This is a genomic window from Shouchella tritolerans (genome assembly GCF_025770735.1).
In the GTDB taxonomy this organism is placed as follows: Bacteria; Bacillota; Bacilli; order Bacillales; family Bacillaceae_D; genus Shouchella; species Shouchella tritolerans.
Genome location: NZ_JAODPB010000001.1, coordinates 729,636 through 745,011, shown reverse-complemented (window position 1 = coordinate 745,011; position 15,376 = coordinate 729,636). Strand labels below are relative to the sequence as shown.

13 protein-coding genes are annotated in these 15,376 nt (G+C 44.3%); 5 read left to right on the top strand and 8 right to left on the bottom strand.

The window, feature by feature from the left end; genetic code table 11:
- Window positions 1-36 precede the first annotated feature (36 nt).
- Window positions 37-1,353, top strand: a complete 1,317-nt coding sequence (locus N6H06_RS03455; RefSeq protein ID WP_238583285.1) for a Zn-dependent hydrolase — start codon at window positions 37-39, stop codon at window positions 1,351-1,353.
- Between the two features lie 404 nt (window positions 1,354-1,757).
- On the top strand, window positions 1,758-2,630 hold the full coding sequence (locus N6H06_RS03450) for an alpha/beta fold hydrolase (protein ID WP_263705643.1): 873 nt from the start codon (window positions 1,758-1,760) through the stop codon (window positions 2,628-2,630).
- Window positions 2,631-2,928: 298 nt separating this feature from the next.
- Here N6H06_RS03450 and N6H06_RS03445 read toward each other — a convergent pair whose 3' ends face one another.
- The 8 genes from N6H06_RS03445 to N6H06_RS03415 form a co-directional block, all read right to left on the bottom strand.
- Window positions 2,929-3,756 carry an alpha/beta hydrolase gene (locus N6H06_RS03445; RefSeq protein WP_062745646.1) on the bottom strand — a complete coding sequence of 276 codons (828 nt, stop codon included), beginning with the start codon at window positions 3,754-3,756 and terminating at the stop codon, window positions 2,929-2,931.
- Window positions 3,757-3,785: 29 nt separating this feature from the next.
- Window positions 3,786-4,811, bottom strand: a complete 1,026-nt coding sequence (locus N6H06_RS03440; RefSeq protein ID WP_062745645.1) for a FecCD family ABC transporter permease — start codon at window positions 4,809-4,811, stop codon at window positions 3,786-3,788.
- Window positions 4,801-5,751 (bottom strand): FecCD family ABC transporter permease, encoded by a 951-nt coding sequence (locus tag N6H06_RS03435; RefSeq protein WP_263705873.1) that lies wholly within the window; start codon window positions 5,749-5,751, stop codon window positions 4,801-4,803. The genes N6H06_RS03440 and N6H06_RS03435 overlap by 11 nt, the downstream gene beginning before the upstream one ends.
- Window positions 5,752-5,815: 64 nt before the next feature.
- Window positions 5,816-6,796 carry an ABC transporter substrate-binding protein gene (locus N6H06_RS03430; protein ID WP_212954366.1) on the bottom strand — a complete coding sequence of 327 codons (981 nt, stop codon included), beginning with the start codon at window positions 6,794-6,796 and terminating at the stop codon, window positions 5,816-5,818.
- A 100-nt stretch (window positions 6,797-6,896) separates the two neighbouring features.
- Window positions 6,897-8,429 carry an ABC transporter substrate-binding protein gene (locus N6H06_RS03425; RefSeq protein ID WP_263705642.1) on the bottom strand — a complete coding sequence of 511 codons (1,533 nt, stop codon included), beginning with the start codon at window positions 8,427-8,429 and terminating at the stop codon, window positions 6,897-6,899.
- Complete coding sequence (locus N6H06_RS23150) at window positions 8,359-8,820, bottom strand: IclR family transcriptional regulator domain-containing protein (protein ID WP_404830331.1); 462 nt, start codon at window positions 8,818-8,820, stop codon at window positions 8,359-8,361. The genes N6H06_RS03425 and N6H06_RS23150 overlap by 71 nt, the downstream gene beginning before the upstream one ends.
- A 255-nt stretch (window positions 8,821-9,075) precedes the next feature.
- Window positions 9,076-10,011, bottom strand: a complete 936-nt coding sequence (thpD, locus tag N6H06_RS03420) for an ectoine hydroxylase (protein ID WP_263705641.1) — start codon at window positions 10,009-10,011, stop codon at window positions 9,076-9,078.
- A gap of 175 nt (window positions 10,012-10,186) precedes the next feature.
- Window positions 10,187-11,314, bottom strand: coding sequence for a DUF6612 family protein (locus tag N6H06_RS03415; RefSeq protein ID WP_062745635.1), 1,128 nt, complete (start codon window positions 11,312-11,314; stop codon window positions 10,187-10,189).
- A 363-nt stretch (window positions 11,315-11,677) separates the two neighbouring features.
- Here N6H06_RS03415 and N6H06_RS03410 point away from each other — a divergent pair, with 363 nt between their 5' ends.
- Genes N6H06_RS03410 through N6H06_RS03400 form a run of 3 tightly spaced genes read left to right on the top strand, consistent with a single transcriptional unit; the run spans window position 11,678 to window position 15,323 of the window.
- On the top strand, window positions 11,678-13,111 hold the full coding sequence (locus tag N6H06_RS03410) for a spore germination protein (RefSeq protein WP_062745633.1): 1,434 nt from the start codon (window positions 11,678-11,680) through the stop codon (window positions 13,109-13,111).
- Between the two features lie 5 nt (window positions 13,112-13,116).
- Window positions 13,117-14,205 (top strand): GerAB/ArcD/ProY family transporter, encoded by a 1,089-nt coding sequence (locus N6H06_RS03405; RefSeq protein ID WP_263705640.1) that lies wholly within the window; start codon window positions 13,117-13,119, stop codon window positions 14,203-14,205.
- On the top strand, window positions 14,202-15,323 hold the full coding sequence (locus N6H06_RS03400; RefSeq protein ID WP_212954371.1) for a Ger(x)C family spore germination protein: 1,122 nt from the start codon (window positions 14,202-14,204) through the stop codon (window positions 15,321-15,323). The genes N6H06_RS03405 and N6H06_RS03400 overlap by 4 nt, the downstream gene beginning before the upstream one ends.
- The last annotated feature ends 53 nt before the right edge of the window (window positions 15,324-15,376 follow it).

The window sequence follows — 15,376 nt, the reverse complement described above, 5'->3', positions numbered from 1 at the left end:
TTTGGCTGTGTATAATAAGGGGAGACGACCATTTATATGAAAAAGGAGCATAATATGAGTTTTATCCGCCAACAATTCAACGATGATGCCACGCATATAAAAGCGCTCAATGGCATCCAGCCGAACAAACTCGCAGCCCGCCTCACCGCCCTATCGCAAATTGGCCGTACGAAAGCAGGAGGGGTGACGAGGCTTGCTTATACCAACGAGGAAGCACACGCAAAACGACTGCTCACGCAATGGGGGAAACGTATTGGGCTTACAATGCGAGAGGACGAGGTTGGGAACCTTATTGGCCGGTTAGAAGGAACACGGCCTGATCTAGGCGCCGTAGCAACTGGTTCTCATATTGATACCGTTGTCAACGGTGGGGCGTTCGATGGCGCTCTCGGCGCGATTGCTTCCCTATGCGCAATTGAATCGCTTCTAGAAGAAGGCAAGCCATTTCCCCGCCCGTTGGAATGGATTATTTTTGTAAACGAGGAAGGATCTCGATTTCCAACTGGCATTTATGGCTCGCAAGTGATGATGGGCGAATTTTCTGAGGCTGACCTTGAACGCTACTCTGACAAAGATGGTGTGACGTTAGTGGATGCCTTAAAAAATCAAGGGTTTGACCCACACAAACTAGCAAAAGCCCATCGGCAGCACGAAGACTTTTATGCCTTCATCGAATTGCATATTGAGCAAGGCAAACAGCTGGAAAAAGCAAATATTCCAATTGGTGTCGTTAGCGGTATTGCTGGCCCGCTATGGCTCCAGGGCACATTTAAAGGCGAAAGCGACCATGCCGGAAATACGCCGATGGGCATGCGCAAAGACGCAGCTGTTGCTGGAGCAGAATGGCTGGTCGCGATTGAAAGCCTCCCTGCCCAGTTCAGCAAAACCGCTGTCGCTACCGTTGGCCAACAAACGGTATATCCAAATACGCCGAATGTGATTAGCGGTGAAGTGACACTTACTGTTGACATTCGCGACATTGAGCTTGCACAACGCAACCGCTTAGTAAAAGCCATTCAAACGGCCGGTTTGGAGATTGCCGCCAAACGAGGACTGGACTTTTCCTATGAAGTATTAACCGATATCGCCCCTGTTCCCATCTCTCTATTTATTCAAGAGACGATCAAAGCAAGTGGAGTAAAGCTAGGCTTGCCTACGATGACTCTCCCTAGCGGCGCTGGGCATGATGCGATGATTGTCGGCCGCCATGTCCCCCATACAGGCATGATTTTTGTGCCGAGTGTTGACGGAAGAAGCCATTGTCCAGAGGAGTTTACCTCACTTGACGACTGTGTAAAAGGCACGGCAGTATTAAAGGACGTACTTGCCCAATTATTGACCTCTACCAACTAAAGCTGTACAAACGACTGAGAAACGTATATGAGATAAATTGAGGGCCAAGCAACGTAGCGTTGGCTACACCTTGAATCGCCAGTAAGTTTGATGAGAAAAAGCAGATGAAGATGGTTTTTCTATTATTGCAATGTGGAATTGAGAACGGAAAAATTATTTTATAAAGGATTGATAAAAAAGCTGTTATTGATTATAAAGAACTTGAAAATTTTTTTTGCGTACCTATAAGATACGACAGAGGACGTTTATGAGCGTGAAGTGAAGTAAAGCAAGCAATTGAACGATTTTTAAAGGAACAAGTAACAACTATAAACCGTGCTACAGTCAAGTAAAGTTGTTCAGCAATCGGGCCAGATTGTATAATAATTAACTTACCTCAGTATATGTGAAGGAGATGTGGAATAGTGGATAGGATTTTAGGTACATATACTGTGGATGGACAAACTATCGAATATTCAATCACAGGGAAACAGGGTGAACCAATATTAGTGTTACACGGTGGTCATTCAAATTCTTATGAAGAATTTGGGTATGGTTCACTCATTAAGAATGATTTCATGATCATTACACCCTCAAGGGCTGGGTATGGAAAAACTTCAAAAGAAATTGGGGAAAGTTTATCCCTAGCCTGCAAATACTATGTGAAGCTGTTAAATCATTTAGGAATTGAAAAGGTTCATCTAATTGGAGTTTCCGCCGGCGGACCAAGTGGGCTATATTTTGCTTCCCATTACCCGGAGAGAGTAAAAACATTGACACTACAAAGTGCTGTTACAAAAGAGTGGCATACTCCCACAGACAAGATTTATAAAGTGGCACAGGTTTTATTCCATCCTCGGTTAGAAAAAATTACATGGAGGCTTACTTCAACTATGACTAACTGTTTTCCAAAGTTTATGTTTAGGAAAATGGCTCCCTCCTTCAGTAAACTTCCTAATAAACAAATTAATAAGAAGGTTGTGAGTGGGGATATTGAAGAAATCAGAAAGATGAATAACAGACAGCGCTCAGGATATGGATTTTTAATTGATTTGTTACAAACAAAGGAAATCACATCGAAGGATTTAAAGAATATAACATGCCCAACCCTTATCATGCATAGTAAGTTTGATGGCGCAGTTTCCTTAGAACACCCCCATTATGCCCATCAACAAATTCCACATTCAGAGTTATGTATACTTGAATCATGGGGTCATTTAATATGGCTTGGTCAAGGGGCTAAAACTGTCGACAGGAAACTTATAGACTTTCTCACAAGTTATTCAAAAGCATCATAATAAGTCAAAGACATGTTATTCAATTAAAGGGCGCGATTGTGTCATAAAAGATACGAGAAAATAATCTCGTGTCTTTTTTTATTTAGTGCTTTTGTCCGTTACACTAGAAAACCGAAAGACAATAAAAATTTTATTTTTACTGAGTTTGGCTTTCGGTAAGCTAGACAAAACGGACAAAAGAAAAATTAGCAAGGGTTTAAAGGTGGAAATTTTTTAAGCGATTTTCTCAAAAAATACGACCTGTCCCTTGTCGATTTTTGGAACGAGCCCCCCTTTTGTTGAGCTTACTGGCGGTTTCCTATAAATGTTCAGACTCCGTTCCATTAGCCAAAAAGAAACGAATTGCTTCTCCTATCAGCGTAGGCAATACACTCATATGTCCAGCTTCCGGCACGGAGAAAAAGGTTGGTTGAATGTTGGATTCATTCCTTGCTAAATGAGCATGAAGAGCGATCGCATCCTCGACCATATGGGATTTTTCCTTTTCGCCTACACCAAGCAGTAGCTTTTTCATCGGCGCCGCAGTATCGTGTTTTCCTGCCTCCGCTAAATACGCGGCTGCCGTGTCTTTAATATAGCGGTTTTTCCACCAAATCGACGGACTTCCTGCTATATACGTGTCGAACAAGTGGTTTCTCGTAAATAACGTATGAAGAACGCAAAGCCCGCCGAGGGAATGGCCGAAAAATGCTCGTTTTGTTGGATCAAGGGTATATTTTTGCTCTAGCTCAGGCATTAGCTGTTTTTCCAACATAGAGAGGAAAACGTCTACCCCGCCTGATGGCGGCCAAGGATCGCCATGTTTGCCTGTGCCAACCTCCGCTGGTGTAGCAGAAACGGTATAATCAAAAAAGCGCCTTTCCCTACAAAACGGGCCATCGGTTTCATAACCAATGGCGACAACAGCCGCGGGAGAAAAACCATGTGGCGGCCGTGTCATGAGGCGAAGCGCCTCTGTCATCGAGGCAAACACTGCATTGCCATCGAGCAAATACAACACGGGAAATCCTCGCTCGGGTGCTGGTTCTGATGGTACCGATACAAATATGACGTGTTCGTTGCCATTTGCTTTTAAAACCCACTTATCGCTATGGGGCAATACGTATGCCCCAGCATTGCTTAGCATGTCACTAACCTCCTTTTCAGTACATCGGTTTATCTAGCTTTTTGTGTTTGGAACAACAGAAATACAAAATAAGGGACGCCGATTATCGAAATGACAATTCCGGCCGGGAGCTGTGCAGGGGCAAACATCGTTTTGGCTAGCCAATCAGCAGCGACGACGATCGTCATTCCTATAAGACCACTAGAAGGCAAAAGAAACCGATGGTGGACCCCTACAAGCCTCCTTGCTATATGAGGGGCAAGCAAACCAACAAAGGTCATGCTTCCGGCCACAGATACACATGCGCTCACAAGCCCAACACTAAGCAAAATTAGGAGGCGGCGCTCTTTTGCCAAGTCAACGCCAAGCCCTTTTATACTTGTATCAGCTAAGCCAAGCACGTCGAGAACTCTAGCCTTATATAAAGCGGCAGGCGTCAATAAAAAAATCCACGGCAGCGCTGTGACGACATGTTTCCAATTGGCGCTATAGATGCTACCTGCTAACCAAACAGCGGCCATTTCGTAATCTCTTGGATTCATTTTCAGTGAAAAAAACAGCGTGAGCGCTCCAAACCCAGCTGAAACGGCGATGCCGGTCAATATAAATGTTTGCGGATCGAGCCGACCCTTTTCCATTGCAAATGCGAGAATAAATGCCATGGCAAGCAAACCGCCACACCAGGCAAATAGTGGCATTGCCAGTATGTTAAGCCAATTGACAGTAGACAGCTGCCCTTGAAAGAAAAACATAAAGCAAACAACAGCCGCTCCTGCCCCGGCATTAATGCCTATAATGCCCGGATCAGCCAATGGGTTTCGCGTTATGCCTTGCAATATCGCTCCTGCAAGGCCAAGCCCAAATCCGACGATCGCCCCCATAACAATACGAGGCAAGCGAAATTCAAAGACAACAAGGTCGAAGCGGGTGTTTTCTTCGAGCCGAAATAATGTCTTGAACGTTTCCATAAGCGTTAACTCATATGAACCACTCGTTAAATGAAGATAGACTGCGACGATGAGCAGTGTAGCTATCCCAACTATAAACCATCCAAAGCGCTTTCGATCAGAGGGCATGCCTTTTCCCTCCTTTGGTTTTAATTAAATACAAGAGAAAAGGCACACCAACTAAAGATGTAATGATGCCAACAGGCGTTTCAAATGGAAAATTGACGAGGCGGCTGGCTACATCACAAAGAGGCAAAAACATCGCTCCTAATATGGCAGATGCAGGAATGAGCTTCCTGTAATCATACCCAAACAGAAACCGGGCAATATGGGGAATAGCCAGGCCTACAAAGGCAATTTTCCCTGCCAAGGCAACCGAGATGCCCGTTAAAATGACAACTGCTAAAAACGCTAAACGTTTAATCAAGCGAGTGCGCTGCCCGATTCCTGCCGATACTTCATCGCCTAAAGCAAGCGCAGTAATTTGCCGCGACAAAGACAGCGCTAATAGGGTGCCTACTACACAGAATGGGAGCGCCAACGCCAATAAGGAAGGTTCCATTTGGTGAAGCCTGGCGCTATACCAAAAGCTCACGTTTTGCGAGACTTGGAAATAGACGGCAATCGCTTGGGCGACTCCTCCTAAAAACATCCCCATAATCGTTCCTAAAATCGCAAGCCGGACAGGCGAAAACCCATTTGGTAAAAGCGAGGCAACCCCAAAAACTGTACCTGCTCCCACAGCAGAGCCAACTAGGGAAAACATTTCGAGCCCCGTCGCCCCTGGACTCCATGCAATTAAGATTGTAATCATAAACAGTGAACCATCGGTTACCCCCATAATGGATGGGGAAGCTAAATAGTTCCGCGTAATCCCTTGCATCAACGCGCCTGAGACCGCAAGGCTTGCACCAATGAGTGCTGCTCCGGCAAAGCGTGGCAGGCGCGTACGCCATACCACTTGATGGTCAGTATTACCTGGATCAAACTGAAACAGCGCTTGTATGACCGTGCTCCACTCCATTGATTTCGCGCCAATGGCAAGTGAACACCATCCGATCGCTGCCATTAGACCGACAAACCCAATGACGAGACATAGAACGTTTCGCCTTGCCGATCGGGAAGCGCCGCCGTTAATCAACAAGGAGATCAACAGCCTCGTTTAAAAACTCGATCCTGCTCCAAGACGGACCCCCTTCAGACAATGGGTCAACAACATTGACAAACGTCCGTCCTTCAGCAAGGGCAGGGACATTTTGCAAGATTGGGTCATTCTGCAGTTGTTCGAGCAAATCGCCTTGATCTGCTGAATTTTCTTGCGCTGCATCTTGGATAAATAAATAATCGGGATTGATTTCTGCAAGTTGTTCCGTTGAAATCAATTCTTGGACTTCGGCAGCTTGTGTGACTTCCGGCGCATCAATACCTAAGTCTTCATAAAGTATCGGATTGACAAATACGGTTTCTGGATAAATATAGAGATCGTTATTTCGTACACGGACCGCTAAAACCGTTTGATCCTCTAACGAATCGCCAATTACAGCCTTCGCCTCTTCTAATTCCTCGTAGTAAGCGGCAATCGATTCCTCTGCCACCTCTTGTTTGCCTGTTAGCTCGGCTAAAAAGCGAAGATTGTCTTCCCAGTCTGTCGCAATGTGTGAAATTTGCACAGTTGGCGCTATTTTTTCAAGCTCTTCGATGACTTCAGGAGGAAACTTCGTTGAAGCTAAGATGACGTCTGGGTCGAGTCCCAAAATTTTTTCTACATCTGGTTCCGTCTTTTCACCGATGGGTTCTGTTTGCCCAGTAATCGGCGCAAACATATCAGGAAACGCACCGCCAATGGTCATGGCGCCAATCGGCTCGACATCAAGGACAAGAGCATCTTCCATTGCTTCCATCGCTCCCGTCACAACAATACGCTCAACGTTTTCCGGCAGCACATAGTCCTGGCCAAGATACGAGAGTGTTCGCTCGTCATTTCCCTGTTGCTGTTCACCGCTGCTCTCTTTCGTTCCTTCATTAGCTGAACCATTGCCCTCTGCTCCAGAACCACAAGCTGTTAATACAACTATACTTCCCAAGGCAAGTGCCCCTAACCACCCTTTTTCCATTGTTTATAGCCCCTTTCTTTATCGCTAATTAAATGAGAACGATTATCACTATTGATTAGTATAGGGGGACAACGTGTGTATGCACATGGAATTTTTTCAGTTATTCCATGGACTGTAGTTGGGCGCGGAGAAAAAGAAGCTTGCGCCGCTGGGCAAAGGCAGAGTATTCGAACCATAAATCAGAAGGCAAATGTTTGACTTGGCCCGTTCTTACAGCAGGCAGCCCGTTCCATTCTTCGCTTTGCCGAACATGTTCATAAAACGCCTTTGTTTGGCTGTCATGGAGGCAAAGCACCCACAACCACCGCGGTGCCAATTCTTTTAGTTCAAGCAAAGACAACCGTGCTACCGATTGCTGCCAGTCGCGAAAACCAACATCATGAAATAAACTTGAAATGCCTAGGTTTGTATACAAATAAATGGCCTCGCCTGCAATCCGCAAAATGACAGGCCTGGCCGTATTTCCTTTCTCGATCAATTGTTTGCAAGCGGCTGCTGTCTCTTCATAGTTGCTGAGAAACCGCTTTGCTTCATTCTGTTCATGTAAGGCTTCCGCAACAACCATAAACTGGTCTTTCCAACTTCCAGCGTTGCTAAGGTTTATAAAGGTAGGAATGGAGACAGTAAAGGCATCCCTTTCTTCTTCATGGAGTTTCCTTTTCGCAAATAACACATCCGGTTTCCAGTCGATCAGCCTTTCCATATTGGCTTGCCAATCATGATTCGCCCGGTAAGCGCTCAAGTGGACAGGAACCTCGTGCTGGTACAGCTCATAATAGTGCTTTGTCCATTTTGGGTGCATCGGTGCAGCAAATGGAATTTGCCGCAAAGCAAGCAAATCACCCAACGAATCCAGATCGTAGGCGGCCAGTCTCAGCATTTTCTTCTCCCTATACTGGCTAGGCGAGAGACCAACCTCCTTTTTAAACTTTCGGCTAAAATAAAATTCATCGTCATAGCCGATCCGATGAGCAATGTCTTTAAGGGGCAGCGTCGTTGTTTGAATAAGCCGTTTTGCTTCCGTCAATTTGACGTCCGCTGCATATTGTGACACACTTTTGCCCGTTTGTTGTGCAAACTTTTCGCTTAAATACGAAGGATGGAGGCCTGATAATCCCGCCAACGTTTTCAAGCTAATGCGGGCGTGGGGATTTTCTTCAATATATTGTCTTGCCAATTCAATTCCGTTAATCGAAAGATTGCTGCCTTCCTCCAAACAGCCGTATAACAATTCTGGAAACTGGATTTGATTCCAAAAAAACGCATGCTTCTTTTTTCTCAAAAGAGCGGCTGCTAGAGCTGCCGTTTTTTCATCAGCACATCCTTTTAGCCTTGGAAAATGCCAATTTATCGCTTGTTGCAACTCAGCGTTTTCTCCCTGTCCATACATACGGAAACAAAAAAGGGCGATTTCCGCGCCTTCACATAGAAAATGGTAGGCATCCCCAGGTTTTAAAAGACAAAAATGATAGGGTGGCAGCGATGCCTTTGTTTCGTTTATGTGGACCGCCAAAGAACCGGACTGGACAAAGCAGAGCATATACGTGTCTGCATACGCCATGCTATGAATCGGGGAGGCAGTGCTTGTTGTCGCTTTTTCCAAGCGGATCATTGCTTCTTTCCAATCTCTCACTCGAACACACCTCCGTTAATTGATAATCATTATCAATAAATATAGCATATTTCCTGACAAAAGCGAGTCCCCCCTTCTCACTCATAAAAAAACCACGAACAGCAACATGGACTGTTCGTGGTTTGATTCCATTATGACCTTTTGACTCTGTTTTTCCCCTGGCCACCCGCATTCTCTTGAGATCGCTTCGTTTTGTCTCAAGCATTTTTGCAATCAACGTATGTTCAAAGTAGCTGTTCGTTAGGCGGTTCAGCGGTCCTGACATGCTAAAACTTGCTATGGTTTTATCGGTATAGTCCATAATCGGGCAAGCAATGCAACGGATGCCCTCTGTAATTTCTTGATTATTAACCGATTGGCTAAATCGGTTCGCTTTATCCCTTCCGGCTATTGGGAAAGCAAATTTAAGATCGACAAAGCCCGTACAACGAATTGCACATTAGACATTCATCGTTTCACCTTTATCGGTTTTTCGCTGTGATTCTATCGTAGTGTACAACAGCGCAGTTTTGCAAATCGACTGCTCCACTTGTGAACTACCGACCACTTACCACCCTTGCCGGTGGTTTTCATACGCTCAGAATGAAACAAGGCTCGCCATTTACAACAGACTGACCAAGCCTCAATAGGAAGCTTGGTCAGTACTTCATTTAGTTGCGTGGACATGTTGGGCGATGTTTCCTTGTACAGGCTGAATCGGGACAATACCATTGCGGTTCGCTAAAAATTCAGGCCGTGGTTTTTGTCCAGAGTATGGCGCCTGCAACTGGTTTTCAATGGAGTTAAATACGAAAAAGACGTTGCTCCGTGGGTAAGGAGAAAGATTGGCATTGGAGCCATGCATCGTATTGCACTCAAAAAATAGCACCGATCCGGCTGGGCCAGTAGCACGGTCAATCCGTCCGCCCGCTTGTTCTGTCAGCCATTCCAAGCTTGTATGATCAGGCGTTCCTGCAACTTGCTGCTTTAATGATGATTTGTAATGGTTGTCCGGCGTTGTTCCCGCACAAGAAACATACCATTTATGTGAGCCTGGGATGAGCATTAAAGGCCCGTTAAATTCATAGTTATCCGTAAGTATAATCGAGCAGCTGACAGCCCTCATATTTGGCATCCCATCTTCCACATGCCAAGTTTCAAAATCAGAATGCCAGAAAAACTCTTTGCCCTTAAAGCCAGGTTTAAAATTAACGCGCGATTGGTTGATGTACACTTGGCTGCCTAGGAGTTGTTCTGCAATGGCAACAATGCGCTCATGTTTAGACAACATTTCAAAAAAGCCGTTGTCTTTGTGGACTTCAAAAACAGAGCGAATTTCATTGCTACCAGGCTCTTTGATGACTTCATCACTGTCCCGCTCTCGGTTCTGTTTCATCATTTCTTCCAATTGATTAGCCATGATTTGCACTTCGTCTTCTTGAAAAAGCCGCTCTAACATCACATACCCATTTGCCTCATAAAAAGCCACTTCCTCACGAGCCAGCGGTCCTTTTTCCCTTGAATAAACGATTGGATCTTTTCTTTCCATAATGGTTGCGGTCTCCTTAACGCGTGAAGGATAGAGATCTACCTTTTCTTGCATAATGAAAACCTCCTAAATAGTGTTGGTCCGAGCAACGTTTGCTTCGTTGCCTCCTATTCCATAACCCTAATATTGCGATTATTAAACATATCGCCTTTTATGAGTATGCTATTTTGAAAAAATGGGCGTAAAAAAACACGCCCTTGATCAAAAGGGCGCGTGATTTTGCAAGTTATTATTCGCCATCCACGTCTTCGATGTCTTCAAGAATTTCTTCGAAGCCTTCAACATCTTCGAGGCCTTCAATGCCTTCAATGTCTTCAAGGGCTTCAAGCTCAGCTTCCCATTCTGCTTCCATTTCTGCACCATCAACAGCATTGTCTACCACTTCTTGCGGAATATCAATCTCGTCAAACTCATTGAATTTCGAGTAAGTTGCTTCGGCAGTACCAGACATACTAAAGCTGTCACTTTCGCTTTCATCGTCAAAAGCCATCTCAAAATCCATTACCATTTTTTCTTGAAGGTACGTCTCTTTATTGACATAAATCGTGTATGTAACGTTTTTTAATCCAAAGCCTTCCAATGCCATGTCTTCTTCAGTTGGAAGCACGTCATCTTGGCCCATTTCCATAAAAGATTCAACCAATGCGTTCATTTCTTCATCTGATCCGTCTACTTTTAAGACATACGCCCCTTCCTCTTCCTCAAGGGCAATATGTTCCGCGACGCTTTTCAATACGTCAAGCTGTTCTTGCGTATCGATTTCCATTTCTGTTGCAAATGCTGGATCTTCGCTCATATCATACTTCATCCACTCTGGTCCAAGTGGATTTTGCATGTAAAAAATATCGTCAACCATGTATTGGTCTGTTGTAAAATCCATACCTGTTTCTGAATCGGAAATAGTCGTGCTCAAATAAGCCGATAGGGGCTCTTGAATCATATCAGCCGTCATGCCAATGGACATTTCGAACGCCTGGCCCTCGTACTCCATCCCATAATCCATTGACATTTCCATACGAAAACTATCGAGAGCTTCCATCGCTTCACTTGTTTTTACTAATACGTCTTCAGCCGTTAGCTCTTCCGTTTCCGCTGCAGGTTCAGTTTCCGCCTCTGCCTCTTGCCCACCGTTACCGCTTGTGTTGTCGCTTCCACAAGCCGCTAACGCAAGCGTGCTGAAAGGCACAAGCAAAAACCATTTCATTTTATTCACAAATACTCCTCCTCCATCATTTGGCACCATCCATACAAGGCCAGGCACTAAAAAGCGCCCACATTTCCCCGATTGTAAATGAGGCCAATCAATCCAGTAACCACTATAAGCCAACAAAGCGTCCCCAATCAACCCTTTTTTCAAAATCGCCCTTCCTTCGTTTGATTAAAATAGGCAAAGAAAATGAGCATAAACTGCTAACAAAGAAAAAAGATTCATGATTAAACGCCTAATAAAATTACATTTTATCCCAAAGTTTGCACATACCTAGTATAAAAGAGAGTAGAACACCCAGTTATTTGCATACAATCGCATCATTTATCCTTTTATTATCATTTATAAAAAGGGGGGAGCCAGACGAACCTCAAGGCCATCGGCCGATGGCTTTCTCCTCAACGCACAGCCACGTAAACAGTGGCAACTTCATGTATCCAATCAACCCGGCTGCCGTATAAAGAACCACTCTTAGGAAATAGTAAGCCTATTAGCAAGTAGAGGGTGATCGAAATGAGCGAACTTAAAGAGATTAAAAACAAATTTACGGCAGCTGTGCACGGTACTGACGATCTTGTTTTTCGTGAGTTCACCTACCAAGGCTTGCATGGGTTTGTCTTGTATTTGGATTCATTAGTTGACGAAAAATGGCTAGAGGACATATTTTTCAAACAATTGAATCAGGCCCCTGCCTCAAAGCGGTCTCTTCAAGAAGCGCTCGCTTCTGCTTCCTATGAAAAAAAAGCGACCATTGCAGAATGTGTGCCCCTTCTTTATAAAGGGCAAGCAGCGATTGTTTTCTATGAACGTGGCCCGTCTTTCTTTATGGTAGACGCGGCCTTATCAATAAATCGGGGTATCGAGGAACCTACGAATGAGCGCGCCCTACAGGGAACGCATGAGGGCTTTGTCGAAAGCCTTCTAGTCAACCTTCATCTTGTCCGCAGGCAAGCAGCCACAGAAGCACTGATTGTCCGTCAGAAAAAGGTAGGCAAAACGATAAAAAAAGACGTGGCTATTGTCTATATGCACGACAGAGCTTCTGATACTGTATTAGCAGAAATTATGAAAAAGCTAGAAGCGATCGACCAGGATTTAACCATTTCTCCTGGCGTTATAAATGAACTGCTTCAAGACTCAAAACGGTCGATTTTTCCCCAAATCCTTTATTCTGAACGACCAGACGTTGTCGTTGGAAATATCGCCGAAGGACGAATTGCGCTTTTGATTGAAGGCAATCCGACTGCTTTGATTTTGCCTGTTTCTTTTTTTAGCTTTCTGCAGGCAGTCGATGACTATAATTTCCATTTTTTTCTAGGTAGCTTTTTGCGCTCTGTTCGCTTGCTGGCGCTTTTCATTGCCATTTTTGTGCCATCCTTGTATATTTCTTTAGTTGCGTTTCATTTTGAAATCATTCCTCAACCGCTGATCATTTCCGTCAAAAGCTCATTGCAAAACATTCCATATCCGCCGCTCGTTGAAGCGCTAATTATGGAAGTCACGATCGAGCTCATCCGTGAAGCGGGCGTGAGGCTACCAGCGCCGATCGGTCAAACGATCGGCATTGTTGGTGGACTTGTCATAGGCGAAGCCGTTGTCAATGCTGGACTTGTGTCAAACATGATGATTATTGTTGTCGCTATTACCGCAATAGCTTCCTATGTCATTCCGAACACAGAGATGAGTTCAGTCGTTCGTCTCATTCGCTTCCCGCTCATGCTCGCTAGCGCTGCATTCGGTTTGATTGGCGTCATATTGTCTTTCTTTGCTATTCTGATGCATCTCGTCAAACTTGATTCATTTGGGACGCCTTACTTTTTGCCGCTTGCGCCTTTTAGTCTCAAAGGCGTAAAAGATGGTTTGCTGCGGTTCCCTTATTGGTTGATCCAACGGCATACCCGTTATGCATCGCCTTATTCAAAACGGGCGTCGCGAAAGAGAGGATGATGCAAATGGAAACAAACAAGCGATTAGGGAAAACACAGTTGTTTTGGTTTTATGTGCAATCACAAATTGGAATCGGCATTCTCTCATTGCCATATACTCTTTACAAGGAAGCGCAAACAGACGGCTGGATTTCTTTATTTATGTCGGCTATTTTGGTGCAAATAGCGATTTTTGTCTTATGGCTGCTCCATAAGCGCTTTCCTAATGACCACTTATTTTCGATCTGCGAAAAAACATTGGGCGTATTTGCCGGAAAAGTCCTAACCCTTGTATACATTGTTTATTTTGTTTATACAGCAGCGCTTGTTTTGCAAGGCTTCACTCAACTGATCGTTATTTGGATTTTGACAAGAACGCCTGAGCCTATTTTTATGATCTTGATGATCGCCGCATGCTTACCGCTTATACTAAGTACACTTGATCAAAAGGCGCGGATGTTTGTCTTGGCTGCTCCGCTCATCCTCCTTATCCCAATCGTCATGATTGGTGGCTTTTTTTATCATGGCGATCTATTAAATTTGTTGCCCCTCGGCTTAGCACAGCCGAGCGAGCTTATGAAAGGAACATTGGCCGCTTCTTTTGCGATCAATGGTTATATTGTAATGAGCTTGATTTTTCCATACGTAAAAGCGACTGCCGCTGAAAAAATAAAGGTTGTTTCACTGGCCCATTGGTTCGTTTTCTTTATTTATTTAGTCGTTGTCCTTGCCTGTTACATGACATTTAGCGCTGGGGAAATGAAGCTATTGCCTGAACCCTTTCTCTATTTGATCAAGTCGTTTTCTTTTCCGATTGTGGAGCGGATCGATTTAATTTTTCTATGCCTTTGGTCTGTTATTGTCATAACGACTTATGCGATTTTTGTTTATTGCGGCGTGATCGGCACGATGTCATTCTTCCGCTCATCGCGTTACCATTTATTTGTCATTTTAGCTTTGCTCGTCACCTTTCTAATAAATCTCCCTCGTGACAGCATTTTCCAAGTAAGACAAATGATCACGGGCACAGATCAATTTGGCTCCATTATGGCCTTTATCGTCCCATTGTTTATCCTGATAACTGCTGCTGTTTTTAAAAGGAGGTCTACAGTGTGAAAGCGATCCAAGCAATTTTTATGCTATTGCTGTTAACCGGCTGTTGGGACCAGCGCCTTGTCAAAGACATTAATTTAATCTATAGTCAAGCACTCGACCAAACTCATGACGGAAAAATTGAAACGACGATCGTCACAATTGGAGGCGGCACACAAAACCAGGCTCAAGCAGGAGCCGATGTGACGACGACGCCGGCTATTCTCTCAGCAATCGGCACTACTCCCCGGGACAGCCGCATCCAGTTGGACAGAAAAGTCTCAGGCGAACTGTATGCCTCCAAAAACCGAGTCACATTGTTAAGCAGAGGATTGGCCGAACAAAATATTTACTCGATGCTTGATGTGCATTACCGCTCGCCTGTGAGCACAACCAATGCACGCATAGGCGTTGTCAATGGGCCAGCTAAAGACGCCCTTCATGTTAAAACACCGGAAACACCGCTTATTAGCAATTACTTAGGCGACTTGCTCCAAGGCTTAGAAAATACCGGAAATATTCCAACAACTTCATTAGAAGACATTCTTTCCTTATTGTTTGATAAAGGAACCGATTTCGTTTTGCCTCTTCTTCAAGTAATCGACCACCATAATGTTGAGTTGCATGGGGTGGCCTTGTTTAACCAAAACAAAATGTCAGGTGAACTAAGCGCAGACCAAACATTGCGCTTGCTGCTATTAGATCATAAACAAGACAAGGAGCCACGCTTAAATATAAAAGTTAGCGACCAGTATGCAATTAAAGCAAATAATTATGCGACTGTTGACGTAGAAGACCGTAAATCAAACATGAAGTTAACAAAGAACAACGCCGGCCAATTTCAAGTTGATTTCGACGTGGAATTGACTCTGAATGTGATTGAATACCCGAAAGACACACTTTATATCCAAGAGAACGTTGATGAATTGAACAACCGCATTACTGCACAATTATCAAAGGAGTGCGAGGAAGTCATCAACATTATTCAAGCAAGAAACTGTGATTATTATGGGATTGGCAAGCATATGCGCGCTTTTTATTATTCTGATTGGCAAAAAACCAATTGGAAAGAATTATATCCGAAAATACCGATTTCAGTTAACCTTAACACGAAAATCCTTTACCATGGCATTGTCAACTAATGAGCCAGCACACGGTGTGTCCTTTATAAGAGAGGTGTGCCCGTTTCCGGCAA

Excerpts from the sequence above, each read along its gene's own strand:
- thpD (WP_263705641.1), bottom strand. The coding sequence starts at position 10,011 with ATGCAAGAAAAGGTAGATCTCTATCCTTCACGCGTTAAGGAGACCGCA.
- N6H06_RS03405 (WP_263705640.1), top strand. The coding sequence starts at position 13,117 with ATGGAAACAAACAAGCGATTAGGGAAAACACAGTTGTTTTGGTTTTAT.
- N6H06_RS03410 (WP_062745633.1), top strand. The coding sequence starts at position 11,678 with ATGAGCGAACTTAAAGAGATTAAAAACAAATTTACGGCAGCTGTGCAC.
- N6H06_RS03430 (WP_212954366.1), bottom strand. The coding sequence starts at position 6,796 with ATGGAAAAAGGGTGGTTAGGGGCACTTGCCTTGGGAAGTATAGTTGTA.
- N6H06_RS03455 (WP_238583285.1), top strand. The coding sequence starts at position 37 with ATGAAAAAGGAGCATAATATGAGTTTTATCCGCCAACAATTCAACGAT.
- N6H06_RS03445 (WP_062745646.1), bottom strand. The coding sequence starts at position 3,756 with ATGCTAAGCAATGCTGGGGCATACGTATTGCCCCATAGCGATAAGTGG.
- N6H06_RS03440 (WP_062745645.1), bottom strand. The coding sequence starts at position 4,811 with ATGCCCTCTGATCGAAAGCGCTTTGGATGGTTTATAGTTGGGATAGCT.
- N6H06_RS03435 (WP_263705873.1), bottom strand. The coding sequence starts at position 5,751 with ATGGCAGCGATCGGATGGTGTTCACTTGCCATTGGCGCGAAATCAATG.